The following is a 14,380-nucleotide window of genomic DNA, read 5'->3' on the forward strand; positions in this document are numbered from 1 at the left end:
ATGGCTGCTGCGGCCCATACTGACCCTTCTGCTCCCCACACACCCGTTCTTCTGGAACCGATACTAAAGGCCTGCGCGCCAATTTCTGGCACTTGGCTGGACGGAACGTTTGGCGCGGGCGGTTACACACGTGCGCTGCTTGATGCGGGTGCTGATCGTGTAATTGCAGTGGACCGTGATCCGCTCGCCTTTGAGATGGCGCAAGACTGGATCGCGCAATACGGCGACCGTCTTGTCCTACAGCATGGCGTTTTCTCGAAAATGGACAACTACGGTCAGGATTTGGACGGTGTTGTGCTCGATCTTGGCGTGTCTTCGATGCAGCTTGATCTGGCGGAGCGCGGCTTTTCTTTTATGCGCGACGGGCCACTTGATATGCGGATGTCCCAAGAGGGGCCAACGGCCGCCGACATCGTAAACAACGCCGAAGAAGAAGAGATCGCAAATATCTTGTTTCAATACGGCGAAGAACGCGCGAGCCGCCGCATTGCAAGTGCGATCCTGCGCGCGCGTGCCGAGGCTCCCATCACTCGAACGTTGAAGCTGTCCAAGGTGGTTGAGGGGTGCCTGCCGCGCGCCAAGCCCGGCCAATCCCATCCTGCCACGCGCAGCTTTCAGGCGCTGCGGATCGCGGTAAACAACGAATATGGTGAGCTTTTTGAAGGACTTATGGCTGCTGAACGGGCATTGAAGCCCGGAGGATTGCTGGCCGTGGTCACGTTTCATTCGGTCGAGGACCGCATGGTCAAACGCTTTTTGACGGCGCGTTCGGGGTCGGGTGGGAATGCAAACCGCTATGTGCCTGAACAGATAACAGAGGCACCGCAATTCACCATAAAATCGCGCAAGGCCATTTCTGCGGATGCAGATGAACTGGCCGCCAATCCACGCTCGCGTTCTGCCAAGTTGCGGATCGGCACACGGACGGATGCGCCCAGCGGAACAATTGATGCCAAATCCATCGGAATGCCGATGACAAAGGGGGCAAAATGATGCGGACGGTGCTTTTTGTGCTGACAGCGCTTGGTGTGATCGGGCTGGCTTTTTGGGCCTACCGCGAGAATTATGCGACCCAAGCAGCCCTTAGCGAGACGACAAAGCTGCACCATAATATCCGCGAAGCACATGCCCGTTTGGCCGTTTTGCGTGCGGAATGGGCCTATGAAAACCGCCCCGACCGTCTGCGCGACCTAGCAGAATTAAATTTCGACCGTTTGGGCCTGTTGCCGCTGCACCCTGATCAGTTTGGGCAGGTGGATGAGATCGATTATCCGGTCAAGCCGCTCTTGCCGATCACCTATCCCGTGGATGTATCGACAATGAACAGCAACGAAACGCCTACCATCGTTCAGGGAGATTTCCCATGATCCGCACACCGCTTCGCCCACTGGCGCGTATTCTTCAGGCCCGTGCAAAGGGCGAAAACCCCGACGCGATTGAACGCGAAAACAAACGTATCCGGCACGAGCAGATGCGGGATCACTCCCGGATGCGGGCCGAAGGTCGGCTATTGGTGCTGAGCGTGTTCTTTTTCTGTGCTTTTTCTGTTGTTGGTGCCCGTATGGGCCTGTTGGCGATGTCTGATCCGGTAGAGCCGCGCGCGCAGGCACCGGGATCGGTTATCTCGGCCACGCGGGCCGATATCGTGGACCGCAACGGCAGTATTCTGGCCACAAATTTTGACACCCATGCTCTCTATGCGCAGCCCAAACAGATGATTGATCCGCAAGCTGTGGCAACAAAACTGGTGGGTATTTTTCCAGACCTGAAACAAGAACGCCTGGTTAAAGATTTTACGGGCAGCCGTAAGTTCTTGTGGATCAAAAAGAAAATCAGCCCTGAGCAAATGCAAGCCGTGCATGAGATCGGCGACCCGGGCCTACTTTTTGCTCCGCGCGACATGCGACTTTATCCCAATGGCAAGCTTGCCGCGCATGTGATGGGCGGGGCCAGCTTTGGCCGAGAAGGTGTGCGTGCAGCAGAAGTGATCGGTGTGGCAGGGGTCGAGCGGTATTACGACGACTATCTGCGTGATCCGGCGAATGGCGGCAAACCGCTTGAGCTGTCAATCGATCTGAGCGTACAGGCGGCCTCCGAACGGGTTCTTTGGGGCGGCATGAAGCTGATGAACGCTAAAGGTGCCACCAGTATTTTGATGGATGTGAAAACTGGCGAAGTCATCAGCGTTGTTTCACTGCCCAGCTTTGATCCCAATAACCGTCCGCGCCCTATAATTGTGGGCGATGCGTCTGACAGCCCGCTTTTTAACCGCTCGGTTCAGGGTGTGTATGAGTTGGGCTCGACCTTCAAGATTTTCGCCGCCGCCCAAGCGATGGAACTGGGGCTGGTGAATGCGTCTACTGTGATCGATACCAAAGGCCCGATGCGCGTTGGCGGACGGCGCATTGGTGAATTCCGCAACAAGAATTACGGCGAGCTAACCGTGTCTGAGATCATCGAGAAATCCTCGAACCGTGGCACGGGCCGTATGGCGTTGATGATTGGGCCAAAGCGGCAGCAAGAATTCCTGAAATCAATGGGCTTTTTTGAAGCAACCCCGTTTGAGATTGTCGAGGCGTCAGGTGGTAAACCCCTGTTGCCAAAGAAGTGGACTGATCTATCGGCAGTCACGATTTCTTATGGGCATGGCATGTCCACCACGCCAATGCATTTGGCGGCGGGCTACGCCGCGATTGCCAATGGGGGGCGTGTGGTCAAGCCGACGCTGCTCAAACAAAACGGCCCGCAATTGGGCGCTCGGGTGATGTCAGAACAAACGGCACATGAGGCCCGCAAAATGCTGCGCGCCGTGGTGGCCAGTGGTACCGCCAGTTTTGGCGAAGTGCCTGGCTATGAGGTTGCAGGCAAAACAGGCACCGCAGATAAACCAAAGCCAAGCGGTGGATATTACAAAGACAAAGTCATCGGCACGTTCGCGGCGATGTTCCCTGCCTCGAACCCACAGTACGTGTTGGTCGTGACGTTGGATGAACCAGTTGAAACTTCGGGCAAAAAACCACGCCGCACCGCAGGTTGGACGGCCGTGCCTGTCGCCGCAGAGATGATCAAACGCGTGGCCCCTCTCTTGGGAATGCGACCTTCTGTTGAACCCGTGCAAGTCACTGGTATAACGCTGACCAGCAGCAACTAATAAAGCATAAATATGAGCGTGAAGGCCGTCCCGTTAACCTCTCTCGGTCTCACCGCTCGCAGCGGCAAGGCCCCCCAGATCACTGGCATTGCGGTGGACAGCCGCGCTGTAAAAGACGGCTATTTGTTTGCGGCAATGCCTGGATCAAAAATTCACGGGGCCGAGTTTATTCAATATGCTTTGCGGCAAGGGGCCGTGGCCGTTTTGACGGATGCGGCAGGTGCGGCGATTGCTGCTGATTTGCTGGCGGAGGCGGGCACTGCCGTGGTCGTGACGGATGCCCCACGTGAAGCGTTGTCGTGGACCGCTGCACTTTGGCACGGCGCGCAGCCAGAGACGGTTGTGGCTGTCACCGGCACCAATGGAAAGACCTCGGTGGCCACGTTTGTGCGTCAAATCTGGATTGAGTTGGACCTCGCGGCGGTCAACCTTGGCACAACCGGGGTTGAGGGCGCGTGGTCTGCTCCTCTTGCTCACACTACGCCCGAGCCTTTGACGCTTCACCGTGTTTTGGCCGAAGCCACAGTCCACGGCATCACCCATGCGGCGATGGAGGCATCAAGCCACGGCCTTGATCAACGCCGCCTTGATGGGGTGACACTAGCGGCTGCTGGTTTCACGAATTTCACGCAAGATCATCTGGATTATCACGACACGTTCGACGCTTATTTTGATGCCAAGGTCGGGCTGTTTTCGCGTGTGTTGCCCGAGAATGGCACAGCGGTGATCAACATCGATGATCCCAAAGGCGTCGACATGGTTGCAATCGCGCGGGCGCGCGGCAATGCGGTTTTATCTGTGGGGCGCGACGGTGGTGATCTGCACCTGACAGGGCAGCGTTTTGATGCGACGGGACAAGATTTGCGCTTTGAGTGGCAAGGCAAGACCTTCCAAAAGCGGCTGGAACTGATTGGCGGATTTCAGGCCGATAACGTGCTGCTGGCCGCCGGATTGGTGATCGCCTGCGGGGCAGAACCCGCTGATGTGTTTGATACATTTCCTCATCTAACGACCGTTCGTGGCCGAATGCAGTTGGCCGCCACGCGCGACAATGGTGGGGCTGTATTCGTCGATTATGCTCATACGCCCGACGCCATAGCCACCGCGCTGGCCGCGATGCGGCCGCATGTGATGGGACGGCTCGTGGCGATTGTCGGTGCAGGCGGTGACCGCGATGCTGGTAAACGGCCTTTGATGGGGCAGGCGGCGACACAGCATGCAGATGTTGTGTTTGTGACGGATGATAATCCCCGCAGCGAAGATCCCGCAACCATCCGGGCGGCCGTTCTGGACGGTGCACCTGATGCAATTGAAGTTGGGGACCGCGCCGAGGCGATTTTGCGCGGGGTCGATGCCATTGGCCCTGGTGACGCGCTGCTGATTGCGGGCAAAGGGCATGAGACCGGGCAGACCGTCGGCGACGATGTGCTGCCCTTTGATGACGTGGAACAGGCGAGCGTTGCAGTTGCAGCACTTGACGGGAGACTGGCATGAGCTTGTGGACAGCAGCAGAAGCAGTAGCGGCAACCGGGGGGCGTGCCGTCGGGGACTGGGCTTGCGACGGCGTGTCGATTGACACCCGCACGATTGAACCGGGTGATTTGTTTGTCGCGCTCAAAGATATCCGCGACGGGCATGATTTTGTCGCACAGGCGCTTGAAAAAGGAGCTGGTGCCGCGCTGGTAAGCCACGTGCCGAAGGACGTTTCCGCAAATGCGCCTCTGCTGATTGTGGATGATGTGCTGCGCGGTCTTGAAGCGCTCGGTGTGGCTGCGCGCGCGCGCACAAACGCCAAGGTCGCCGCAATCACGGGCAGCGTGGGCAAAACATCAACAAAGGAAATGCTGCTTGCGATGCTTCAGGGGCAGGGCCGGACCCATGCCAGCGTGGCAAGTTACAACAACCATTGGGGCGTGCCGCTGACCCTTGCGCGGATGCCGCAGGACACTGAAATTGCCATCATCGAGATTGGCATGAACCATCCCGGAGAGATCGCCCCGCTGGCGCGCATGGCCCGTCCGCATGTGGCGATGATCACCACGGTTGCCGCAGCGCATCTTGAAGCATTCGACGATGTCTCAGAAATTGCGATCGAAAAAGCCAGCGTTTTCGAGGGGCTCCCGATCGGGGGGGCGGCAATCGTCAATGCAGATATTGAACATGCCGCTATCTTGATGGCCAAGACCTTGGATTGCCGGTTAAACGGCATGAGCTTTGGCGAGCATGGCTATGAATATAAAATGAAAAACGTCTCTATCCAAGGTGAGATAACAGTAGCTCAGGCTGACGTGAACGGAACGCCGCTATTGTTTAAGATCGGCACGCCGGGGCGGCATTTTGCGATGAATGCGCTGGGTGCGTTGGCCGTGGTTGAGGCGTTGGGCGCTGATCTGGCGCTGGCCGCGACGGCTTTGGGACGGTGGAGCCCCTATAAAGGGCGCGGCGTGCGGGAGGTCATTTACCTTGATCCCGTCGAGACACATATGACGCTCAATTTGATTGATGACAGCTACAACGCCAATCCGACCTCCATGGCAGCAGCGCTCGAGGTGTTGGCGGGTGCCCAAGTGACCCACGATATTGGCCGCGTCAGCAAAGGTCGGCGGATCGCGTTTTTAGGTGACATGAAAGAACTGGGGCCAGACGCCATTGCTTTGCATGCTGGCATCGCTCATCTGGACGCAACAAAAGAGCTGGACGTTGTCCATTGCGTCGGCCCCTTGATGCGCGCGCTTTATGATCTGTTGCCAGATCATAAGCGTGGCCATTGGACCGAGACTTCTGAGGAAATGCTGACCGGTCTACGCGGGCGGCTCGACAGTGGCGACGTGGTGCTGGCCAAGGGATCGCTGAGCATGAAACTGGGCCTGATCGTTGACGCCATCCGCAAAATGGGCCATCCGGGTGCAGGGGTGTGACACGCCACGCACCCACTAGATTTTGAGTTAGGACGCGCGCGATGCTCTATTGGTTGACACATCTGTCGGACGGCGGCGATTTTTTTAACCTCTTTCGCTATATTACATTCCGCGCCGGCGGAGCGTTCCTGACCGCTTTGATTTTTGGCTTTTTGTTTGGCAAACCTTTGATTGCGGTGCTGCGGCGGCGGCAGGGCAAGGGACAACCCATCCGAGATGACGGCCCCGAAGGGCATTTCGTCAAAGCGGGCACACCGACCATGGGTGGCTTGCTGATTGTGGGCGCTTTGCTCACCTCGACATTGCTTTGGGCCCGGTTGGACAATCCGTTTGTTTGGCTTGTGTTGTTTGTCACGATGAGTTTTGCGGCGATTGGATTTGCCGATGATTACGCCAAGGTGTCCAAACAGACTGTGGCTGGTGTTTCCAGCAAGGTCCGGCTGCTGTTGGGGCTGGTGATATCGGGCATTGCAGGGTTCTGGGCGGCGCAATACCACCCCGAAGCGTTGCAATATAAATTGGCATTGCCGGTGTTCAAAGACACGCTGCTTAACCTCGGCTTCTTGTTCGTGCCTTTTTCGGTGATTGTTATCGTGGGCTCTGCCAATGCGGTGAACCTGACGGATGGCCTTGATGGGCTGGCGATCATGCCGGTGATGATTGCGGCGGGCACGTTGGGTGTGATTGCCTATGCCGTCGGGCGGGTCGATTTCACCGAATATCTAGACGTGCATTATGTACCAGGAACCGGTGAAATCTTGGTCTTTACCGCTGGGATATTTGGCGGGGGGCTTGGATTTTTGTGGTATAACGCGCCGCCTGCGGCTGTGTTCATGGGCGATACCGGATCGCTTGCACTTGGTGGTGCTTTGGGTGCGATTGCCGTGGCCACCAAGCACGAGTTGGTGCTGGCGATCGTCGGTGGTTTGTTTGTGGTCGAGGCGATGTCGGTGATCATTCAGGTGCTCTATTTCAAACGGACGGGCAAGCGGGTGTTTTTGATGGCACCGATCCATCACCACTATGAAAAAAAGGGCTGGGCTGAGCCGCAGATTGTCATCCGGTTCTGGATTATCTCACTGATCCTCGCGATGATCGGGCTGGCGACGCTGAAGGTACGCTAAACGCGGCTGTCTTGTTTTAGGCTCACCACATTGCCCAAGTTTCGCTCTCCGCGCAGGTCATCGGTGACTGCGATAAGTTCTCGCATGATGGGGCAGCTCCGGCTTGTGGTGCCAGCGCTTTGCGCCCATTGTAATCGTCAGCAATAACAGGGGGTGCAGCGTGATTCCAGTTCAGGGATTGGCGGGGGCGAAAGTCGCCGTTTTGGGGCTTGGCAGGTCAGGTTTGAGTGCCGCGCGTGCATTGAGGGCAGGTGGCGCTGAGGCGATTTGTTGGGATGATAACCCTGCCGCGCGCGACGTGGCCGAGGCCGAAGGGTTTTTGATACAAGATCTGCGCCGAAACGGATCGTTTGAAGCGATTGCGCGACTGGTTGTTAGTCCTGGAATTGCGCATCTATACCCTGCGCCGAACCCTGTGGTTGCTGCGGCACTTGAGGCAGGCGTACCGGTTGATAATGATATTGGCCTGTTTTTCCAAAGCTTCGCGACACAAGCTTGGGACAACATGGGGACGATGCCTCGGATCGTGGCAGTCACTGGATCAAACGGTAAGTCGACGACTTCTGCGCTTATTCACCACATCCTGACCGAAGCAGGGCGGCCCAGCCAGTTGGCGGGCAATATCGGGCGTGGTGTTCTAGACATCGAACCTAGCGAAAATGGCGGCGTCGTTGTGCTGGAGCTGTCGAGCTATCAGACTGAGCTCGCCCGCAGCCTAACGCCGGATGTGGCGGTGTTCACCAACCTTAGCCCTGATCACCTGGAACGACATGGCGGAATGGGCGGCTATTTCGCAGCAAAGAGGCGCCTTTTTGCTGAGGGTGGGCCGGACCGTGCGGTGGTCGGCGTAGATGAAAATGAAGGGATGTTCTTGGCCGGACAACTGACGGAGGGGCGCAGCGATGATCGCGTGATCCGTGTCAGTGTCACCCGCAAGTTAACCGGACCGGGATGGCAGGTGTTCGCACGCAAAGGGTTCTTGTCCGAATACCGGCGCGGAAAACAAGCAGCGTCGGTTGATTTGCGCAGTGTGCCGGGTTTGCCGGGTGCGCATAACCATCAAAACGCCTGTGCAGCCTATGCGGCATGTCGGTCGTTGGGCCTGCCTCCCAAGGTCGTTGAGGCAGCGTTCCACAGCTTTGGCGGGTTGCCGCACCGCAGCCAGATGATCGGCGAGGCAGGTGGTGTGCGTTTTGTGAATGACAGCAAAGCAACGAATGTGGATTCGGCGGCCAAAGCCTTGGTAGCGTTCTCGAATATCCGGTGGATTTGTGGCGGGTTGGAGAAGGAAGGCGGGTTGTCCGGGCTGGCAGTCGCCTCCAAATCCGTGCGCAAAGCTTATGTGATCGGTCGAGAGGCGGCAGGGTTTGCAATGCAGCTGGAGGTCGAAGCCGAAGTTTGTGGCACGATGGAAGCGGCCGTCGCCAGTGCTGTGGCGGATGCAGAACCGGGCGATGTGGTCTTGCTGGCGCCTGCGGCAGCGAGCTTTGATCAATATGACAGTTTTGAGCGGCGCGGCGATGATTTCATTGCGCAAGTTGAGGCGCATTTGCAGCGGGACTAAGCGCTAAGCGCAAGGGCAGTGACCATGGCCGAAGACCAAGCCCATTGAAAGTTGTATCCGCCAAGCCAGCCCGTGACATCGACCGCTTCGCCGATGAAATAGAGGTTTGGATGCGCTTTGGTAGCCATGGTTTTTGACGACAACGCATCAGTGTCTATCCCGCCCAAGGTGACTTCGGCGGTGCGGTAGCCTTCGGTCCCCGATGGTGTGAGCTGCCAGTCTTGCAGCGCGGTGATGAGCGTAGTGAGGCGGGTGTCCGACCAATCCGCAAGGTTCCCAGACAAGTCATGGATCGTGGCGAGGTGATCAACCAAGCGCCCGGGCAGCAGACGCGCAAGTTCAGTTGTGAAGTTGCGCCGGCCCGCCGTTTGGCGCTGCGCGCGCAGTTGCGACAGCAGATCAGGGCCGGGACAGATGTTGACCGAAATGGGCGTGCCTTCGTCCCAATAGGATGACGCCTGCAAGATCGCGGGCCCAGAGAGCCCTCGGTGGGTGAATAGCATTGCTTCTTCAAAGCTGACGGTGCCTGCGCGCACGATCGAATGCGTTGCGGTGCCTGAAAGGGGGGCAAACCGGCTGTCTGCAAAGGTGAAAGGCACAAGCGCGGGTCGTGTTGGTGTGACGGGGATGCCAAATTGCGTGGCGATATCATAGGCCAACCCTGTCGCGCCCATCTTGGGGATCGATTTGCCACCTGTCGCGACAATAAGGTTCTTTGCGGTGATTGTCATAATTTTATCAGGCGTTTGCAGCTGAAAGCTAAAGTGGTCACTTGTTTGCTCAAACCCGGAGGCCGAGCTGTTCAGGTACATTTCGACGCCGTTTTGTTCCATCATCTCGCGCAGCATTGCGACGATCTGTTTGGCTGAGCCATCGCAAAAGAGCTGACCGAGGGTTTTTTCATGCCAGTCGATGCCGTGGCTGTCGATGAGATCGATAAAGTCCCATTGAGTGTAGCGGGCCAAGGCGGATTTGGCGAAATGAGGGTTGTTGCTTAGGAATGCATCAGGGTTTGTATGCAGATTGGTGAAATTGCAGCGCCCGCCGCCTGAAATGCGGATCTTTTCACCCGGTGCACGGGCATGGTCCACGATCAGCACGCGCCCCGGTGCATGGGCGGCGCACATCATGCCGGCGGCTCCGGCTCCTATTATGGCTGTGTCAAACTGCATCCGGGCGGCGTGCCTGATCGCGGAGGTGCGGTCAAGCGCCGGGGTGCTGTTTGCAAATGACACCGAAAGCCAGTTTACGAAGCTCTGGAAGTTCGCAGGCGGCGACAATCAGCCGCTTTAGAGACCCATAAGGGGATCATATCTGTTTAAAACAACGTGTTTGCAGGGCGAAACAGACTAGCTTTGAGCCGATTTTAGCGCTATGCTTGCGCTTGAGACTCCCGAAAAGGGGGCGGACGAGGCAGTGTAAGGCAGTACCCATGACAGAGATGGTCTATGGCGCAGTTCCAGTTCGGGACGGCGAACCAATTCTTCCAAAATGGTGGCGCACCATTGATAAGTGGGCTTTGTCCTTCATCTTAATGCTGTTCGCCGTCGGCTTGTTGCTTGGCTTGGCGGCATCGCCCCCCTTGGCTGCGAAAAACGGGTTTGACCCTTTTCATTATGTGCAGCGACAGGCATTTTTCGGCGGTGTTGCGATGATCGCCATGCTTCTGACGTCAATGATGTCGCCGGTTTTGGTGCGCCGTCTTGCGGTGGTGGGGTTCCTTGCAGCCTTTGTGGGGCTGGCATTGCTGCCGTTTTTTGGCACAGATTTCGGCAAAGGTGCGATGCGCTGGTACAGCCTCGGCTTTGCGAGCATTCAGCCTTCTGAGTTTCTTAAGCCTGGGTTTGTTGTCGTTACGGCCTGGATGTTGGCTGCGAGCCTTGAGATTAACGGACCACCGGGGCGCACGTGGTCATTCGCCCTGTGTATCGCGATTGTTCTGATGCTGGCGATGCAGCCTGATTTTGGCCAAGCTTGTTTGGTTCTGTTTGGCTGGGGTGTGATGTATTTTGTGGCCGGCGCACCGATTGTGCTGCTGGTTGGAATGGCAGGGCTTGTCGTAGTGGCGGGCACTGTCGCCTACTCAAATTCAGAACATTTTGCGCGCCGTATCGATGGCTTTCTGAGTGTTGATGTCGATCCGACCACCCAGTTGGGGTATGCGACAAACGCGATCCGCGAAGGCGGGCTTTTTGGTGTCGGCGTGGGGGAGGGCGAGGTCAAATGGTCGCTGCCTGATGCGCATACTGATTTCATCATTGCCGTCGCGGCCGAAGAATACGGTCTGGTGCTCGTTTTGACCATTATAGCGCTTTATACCTTTATTGTGGTACGCTCGCTCTTGCGGTTGGTGCGGGAGCGTGACCCGTTTATCCGGCTTGCTGGCACAGGGATTGCGTGCATGTTTGGGGTTCAGGCCATGATCAACATGGGAGTTGCGGTGCGGCTGTTGCCGGCCAAAGGCATGACGCTGCCGTTTGTAAGTTATGGCGGGTCTTCGGTGATTGCGTCAGGCATCGCATTGGGGATGTTGCTGGCGTTTACACGCAACCGTCCGCAAGGCCAGATCAGTGATCTTTTGTCCCGAGGGCGTGCGCGGTGAGGCAGCCCCTTCTTATTATCGCGGCAGGCGGCACGGGCGGGCATATGTTTCCCGCGCAGGCATTGGCCGAGGTTATGCTGTCGCGCGGTTGGCGCATCAAGCTGAGTACGGACCCACGTGGCGCACGCTATACCGGCGCGTTTCCGGACGCAGTTGAGATTGCGCAGATCAGCAGCGCCACCTTTGCGCGCGGTGGTTTACTGGCCAAAGCTGTCGTGCCTTTTCGGCTCGGCTTTGGCGTGATCAAAGCGGCGATTTCCATGCTGATGGACAAACCTGCGATGGTTATCGGCTTTGGCGGATATCCAAGCATTCCCGCGCTAAGTGCGGCGACGTTGCTGCGCCTTCCACGTATTATCCACGAACAAAATGGTGTGCTGGGCCGCGTAAACGAGATCTTTGCAACCCGCGTTGATGCTGTTGCATGCGGCACATGGCCCACAACTTTGCCAGAAGGCATTGATGGGTATCACGTCGGCAATCCTGTCCGCGAAGCTGTGCTGGACCGTGCGGGTGCGGGCTATATTCCGCCCGGCGATTACCCGATGGAGTTGTTGGTCATGGGCGGCAGCCAAGGCGCGCGCATCTTAAGCGATGTTGTGCCACCGGCCATCGCTGCGTTGCCCATCGATCGGTTGCGCAATATTCGGGTCAGCCACCAAGCCCGCGAAGAAGACGGCCAACGGGTCGCTGATTTCTATGCTGAGGCGGGGATTGAAGCGGACGTTCAGCCGTTTTTTCATGACGTTCCGCGGCGCATGTCTGAGGCTCAATTGGTAATCAGTCGGGCAGGGGCATCGAGTGTTGCTGATCTGACGGTGATTGGACGTCCGTCGATCCTAATTCCGTTTGCCGCAGCGACAGGCGATCATCAGGTTGCGAACGCCCACGGACTTGTGGAAAAGGGCTCCGCCATCTTAATCCAAGAATCTGCAGCGACGCCGGAAAGTCTGGCTGAGAATATCGAACTGGTGCTCTCCAATCCGGATGCTGCGCTGCAAATGGCCAACTCGGCGTTGACGCTGGGCAAGCCGGAAGCCGCGCAAACGCTAGCGGATATGGTCGAGTATTTTGCGAACAAGGAAGAAACAACATGAATGCCGCAACCAAACTGCCCGGTGACGTAGGTCCCATCCACTTTGTCGGCATCGGCGGTATCGGTATGTCAGGCATCGCTGAGGTGTTACTCAATCACGGATACACCGTGCAGGGATCCGATTTGAAAGCGTCCAAGATTACGGACCGGCTCAAAGAATTGGGCGCAATCATTTTTGAAGGTCAATGCCCCGAGAACATCGAAAATGCGGATGTGATTGTGATTTCATCGGCGATCAAACCGGGCAATCCTGAGCTTGACGCGGCGCGGTCGCGTGGCCTGCCCATCGTGCGCCGGGCGGAGATGTTAGCAGAGTTGATGCGGCTGAAATCCAACATTGCGGTTGCTGGCACACATGGCAAGACAACGACTACGACAATGGTCGCAGCGCTTTTGGATGGCGGCGATCTGGACCCCACAGTGATCAACGGCGGGATCATCCATGCCTACGGATCCAACGCGCGCAAGGGCGAAGGCGAGTGGATGGTGGTTGAGGCCGACGAAAGCGACGGTACCTTTAACCGGCTGCCCGCGACCATTGCGATTGTGACCAACATCGACCCGGAACATATGGAACATTGGGGCACGATCGAGAACCTGCGCCAAGGTTTCCTTGATTTCACCTCCAACATTCCGTTTTACGGGGTGGCGGTGTGCTGTACGGATCATCCAGAGGTTCAGGCGCTTGTGGGCAAGATTACCGACCGGCGTGTGGTCACGTATGGCTTTAACGCGCAAGCAGATGTGCGGGCTTTCGGGCTGACTTACAAAGCGGGCGTGGCGCATTTTGATGTCGCGTTGCAGCAAGATGATATCGTGATCCGCGATTGCACGTTGCCGATGCCGGGGGATCACAACGTCTCTAACGCGTTGGCAGCGGTGGCGGTGGCGCGTCAGTTGGGCATGAAGGCCGAGCAAATCCGCAGCGCATTGGCCAGCTTTGCCGGTGTTAACCGGCGGTTTACAAAAGTGGGCGAAGTTGACGGTGTGACCATCATTGATGACTACGGCCACCACCCGGTTGAAATTACCGCGGTTCTGAAAGCCGCACGACAGGCCACCGAAGGACGCGTGATTGCGGTGCATCAGCCGCACCGTTATTCCCGGCTGAGCCACCATTTCGAAGAATTTTGCACCTGCTTCAACGACGCTGATGTTGTAGGCATTGCCGATGTCTATGGCGCGGGAGAAGACCCAATCCCTGGTGCCAGTCGCGATGATTTGGTCGCCGGATTAATTGCCCATGGTCACCGCCATGCGCGCGCGGTCCAAGGGCCCGATGACCTTGCCCGACTTGTCGCCGAACAAGCGCGGCCCGGTGATATGGTGGTGTGTCTTGGTGCTGGTACGATTAGCGTTTGGGCCAATGGCCTACCTGAGGCATTGCAAGCGTTAAAAGGGGAGGCTGCGTGACTCTTCTTTTGTTCTGCATATTCTGGGTTTTTGCCTCAGCGGGTGTCGCGATGCTGCCCATGCGGCGGCAGTATGTTCCGGGGGTGATTTTGTTGATCGCAGCTCCGGTGTTGATTGTGATGATCGGTTTGGAACTAGGGTGGATCGTAGCGCTGCTTGCGCTTGCGGCCTTTGTCTCGATGTTTCGTAACCCACTACGTTATTTGCTGGCGCGTGCGCGTGGGCACCATCCGGAGACCCCGAAATGAGTTTGTCCCTGACGCTTGCCTGCCTTTGGGCCATTGGTGCCAATATCCTGGCGATGACACCAAGCAAGGACCATCATTGGCGCAATGCCTATGTGCTGATCGCCATTGGCATTCCGATTGTCGGATATGTGGCGTTGCAGCACGGACCTTGGATTGGTTTGCTTGTGATGGCCGGTGGGTGCTCGGTGCTGCGTTGGCCGGTGATCTACCTGATGCGCTGGGTGCGCCGGATCGGGTCTCGTAACGAACCAGCGGAGTAATTTC

The 14,380-nt window shown here is 57.4% G+C and carries 13 protein-coding genes; 12 read left to right on the forward strand and 1 reads right to left on the reverse strand.

All coding sequences use genetic code 11. The features are described from left to right. The 7 genes from rsmH (at position 1) to murD (ending at position 8,757) form a co-directional block, all read left to right on the forward strand. Entirely contained in the window at positions 1 to 993 is a 993-nt protein-coding gene (gene rsmH / locus C1J03_RS08235) for a 16S rRNA (cytosine(1402)-N(4))-methyltransferase RsmH (protein WP_114885434.1), read from the forward strand. Next, a complete protein-coding gene (gene ftsL / locus C1J03_RS08240) occupies positions 993 to 1,367 on the forward strand; it encodes a cell division protein FtsL (protein ID WP_114885436.1) in 375 nt (124 codons plus the stop codon). Before rsmH ends, ftsL begins: the two co-directional genes overlap by 1 nt. Next, positions 1,364 to 3,151, forward strand: coding sequence for a peptidoglycan D,D-transpeptidase FtsI family protein (locus C1J03_RS08245; RefSeq protein ID WP_114885438.1), 1,788 nt, complete (start codon positions 1,364 to 1,366; stop codon positions 3,149 to 3,151). Before ftsL ends, C1J03_RS08245 begins: the two co-directional genes overlap by 4 nt. A gap of 12 nt (positions 3,152 to 3,163) precedes the next feature. Then, positions 3,164 to 4,645: a UDP-N-acetylmuramoyl-L-alanyl-D-glutamate--2,6-diaminopimelate ligase gene (locus tag C1J03_RS08250; protein WP_114885440.1), complete on the forward strand. Its 1,482-nt coding sequence runs from the start codon at positions 3,164 to 3,166 to the stop codon at positions 4,643 to 4,645. Beyond that, positions 4,642 to 6,069: a UDP-N-acetylmuramoyl-tripeptide--D-alanyl-D-alanine ligase gene (locus C1J03_RS08255; protein WP_114885442.1), complete on the forward strand. Its 1,428-nt coding sequence runs from the start codon at positions 4,642 to 4,644 to the stop codon at positions 6,067 to 6,069. The genes C1J03_RS08250 and C1J03_RS08255 overlap by 4 nt, the downstream gene beginning before the upstream one ends. A gap of 41 nt (positions 6,070 to 6,110) precedes the next feature. Next, positions 6,111 to 7,193, forward strand: coding sequence for a phospho-N-acetylmuramoyl-pentapeptide-transferase (gene mraY, locus C1J03_RS08260; RefSeq protein ID WP_114885444.1), 1,083 nt, complete (start codon positions 6,111 to 6,113; stop codon positions 7,191 to 7,193). 160 nt (positions 7,194 to 7,353) lie between these two features. After that, a complete protein-coding gene (murD, locus tag C1J03_RS08265; RefSeq protein WP_114885446.1) occupies positions 7,354 to 8,757 on the forward strand; it encodes a UDP-N-acetylmuramoyl-L-alanine--D-glutamate ligase in 1,404 nt (467 codons plus the stop codon). On the opposite strand, the gene C1J03_RS08270 is transcribed toward murD, so the two are convergent. Then, entirely contained in the window at positions 8,754 to 9,929 is a 1,176-nt protein-coding gene (locus tag C1J03_RS08270) for an NAD(P)/FAD-dependent oxidoreductase (protein ID WP_114888924.1), read from the reverse strand. The two genes, murD and C1J03_RS08270, sit on opposite strands and share 4 nt — an antisense overlap. A 260-nt stretch (positions 9,930 to 10,189) precedes the next feature. Between C1J03_RS08270 and ftsW the strand changes: the two genes are divergently transcribed. From ftsW to C1J03_RS08295, 5 genes are read left to right on the forward strand one after another with little or no spacing between them, the layout of a single operon-like run. Continuing rightward, complete coding sequence (gene ftsW, locus C1J03_RS08275; protein WP_114885448.1) at positions 10,190 to 11,359, forward strand: putative lipid II flippase FtsW; 1,170 nt, start codon at positions 10,190 to 10,192, stop codon at positions 11,357 to 11,359. Continuing rightward, entirely contained in the window at positions 11,356 to 12,456 is a 1,101-nt protein-coding gene (locus C1J03_RS08280) for a UDP-N-acetylglucosamine--N-acetylmuramyl-(pentapeptide) pyrophosphoryl-undecaprenol N-acetylglucosamine transferase (protein ID WP_114885450.1), read from the forward strand. The genes ftsW and C1J03_RS08280 overlap by 4 nt, the downstream gene beginning before the upstream one ends. Next, positions 12,453 to 13,868, forward strand: coding sequence for a UDP-N-acetylmuramate--L-alanine ligase (gene murC / locus C1J03_RS08285; RefSeq protein WP_114885452.1), 1,416 nt, complete (start codon positions 12,453 to 12,455; stop codon positions 13,866 to 13,868). The genes C1J03_RS08280 and murC overlap by 4 nt, the downstream gene beginning before the upstream one ends. Beyond that, entirely contained in the window at positions 13,865 to 14,116 is a 252-nt protein-coding gene (locus tag C1J03_RS08290) for a DUF2484 family protein (RefSeq protein ID WP_114885454.1), read from the forward strand. Before murC ends, C1J03_RS08290 begins: the two co-directional genes overlap by 4 nt. Further along, positions 14,113 to 14,376, forward strand: coding sequence for a DUF2484 family protein (locus tag C1J03_RS08295; RefSeq protein ID WP_114885456.1), 264 nt, complete (start codon positions 14,113 to 14,115; stop codon positions 14,374 to 14,376). The genes C1J03_RS08290 and C1J03_RS08295 overlap by 4 nt, the downstream gene beginning before the upstream one ends. The last annotated feature ends 4 nt before the right edge of the window (positions 14,377 to 14,380 follow it).

It is taken from the genome of Sulfitobacter sp. SK012 (assembly GCF_003352085.1).
Classification (GTDB): Bacteria; Pseudomonadota; Alphaproteobacteria; order Rhodobacterales; family Rhodobacteraceae; genus Sulfitobacter.

Excerpts from the sequence above, each read along its gene's own strand:
- ftsW (WP_114885448.1), top strand. The coding sequence starts at position 10,190 with ATGACAGAGATGGTCTATGGCGCAGTTCCAGTTCGGGACGGCGAACCA.
- C1J03_RS08245 (WP_114885438.1), top strand. The coding sequence starts at position 1,364 with ATGATCCGCACACCGCTTCGCCCACTGGCGCGTATTCTTCAGGCCCGT.
- C1J03_RS08270 (WP_114888924.1), bottom strand. The coding sequence starts at position 9,929 with ATGCAGTTTGACACAGCCATAATAGGAGCCGGAGCCGCCGGCATGATG.
- C1J03_RS08255 (WP_114885442.1), top strand. The coding sequence starts at position 4,642 with ATGAGCTTGTGGACAGCAGCAGAAGCAGTAGCGGCAACCGGGGGGCGT.
- murC (WP_114885452.1), top strand. The coding sequence starts at position 12,453 with ATGAATGCCGCAACCAAACTGCCCGGTGACGTAGGTCCCATCCACTTT.
- rsmH (WP_114885434.1), top strand. The coding sequence starts at position 1 with ATGGCTGCTGCGGCCCATACTGACCCTTCTGCTCCCCACACACCCGTT.
- C1J03_RS08250 (WP_114885440.1), top strand. The coding sequence starts at position 3,164 with ATGAGCGTGAAGGCCGTCCCGTTAACCTCTCTCGGTCTCACCGCTCGC.
- C1J03_RS08295 (WP_114885456.1), top strand. The coding sequence starts at position 14,113 with ATGAGTTTGTCCCTGACGCTTGCCTGCCTTTGGGCCATTGGTGCCAAT.
- mraY (WP_114885444.1), top strand. The coding sequence starts at position 6,111 with ATGCTCTATTGGTTGACACATCTGTCGGACGGCGGCGATTTTTTTAAC.
- ftsL (WP_114885436.1), top strand. The coding sequence starts at position 993 with ATGCGGACGGTGCTTTTTGTGCTGACAGCGCTTGGTGTGATCGGGCTG.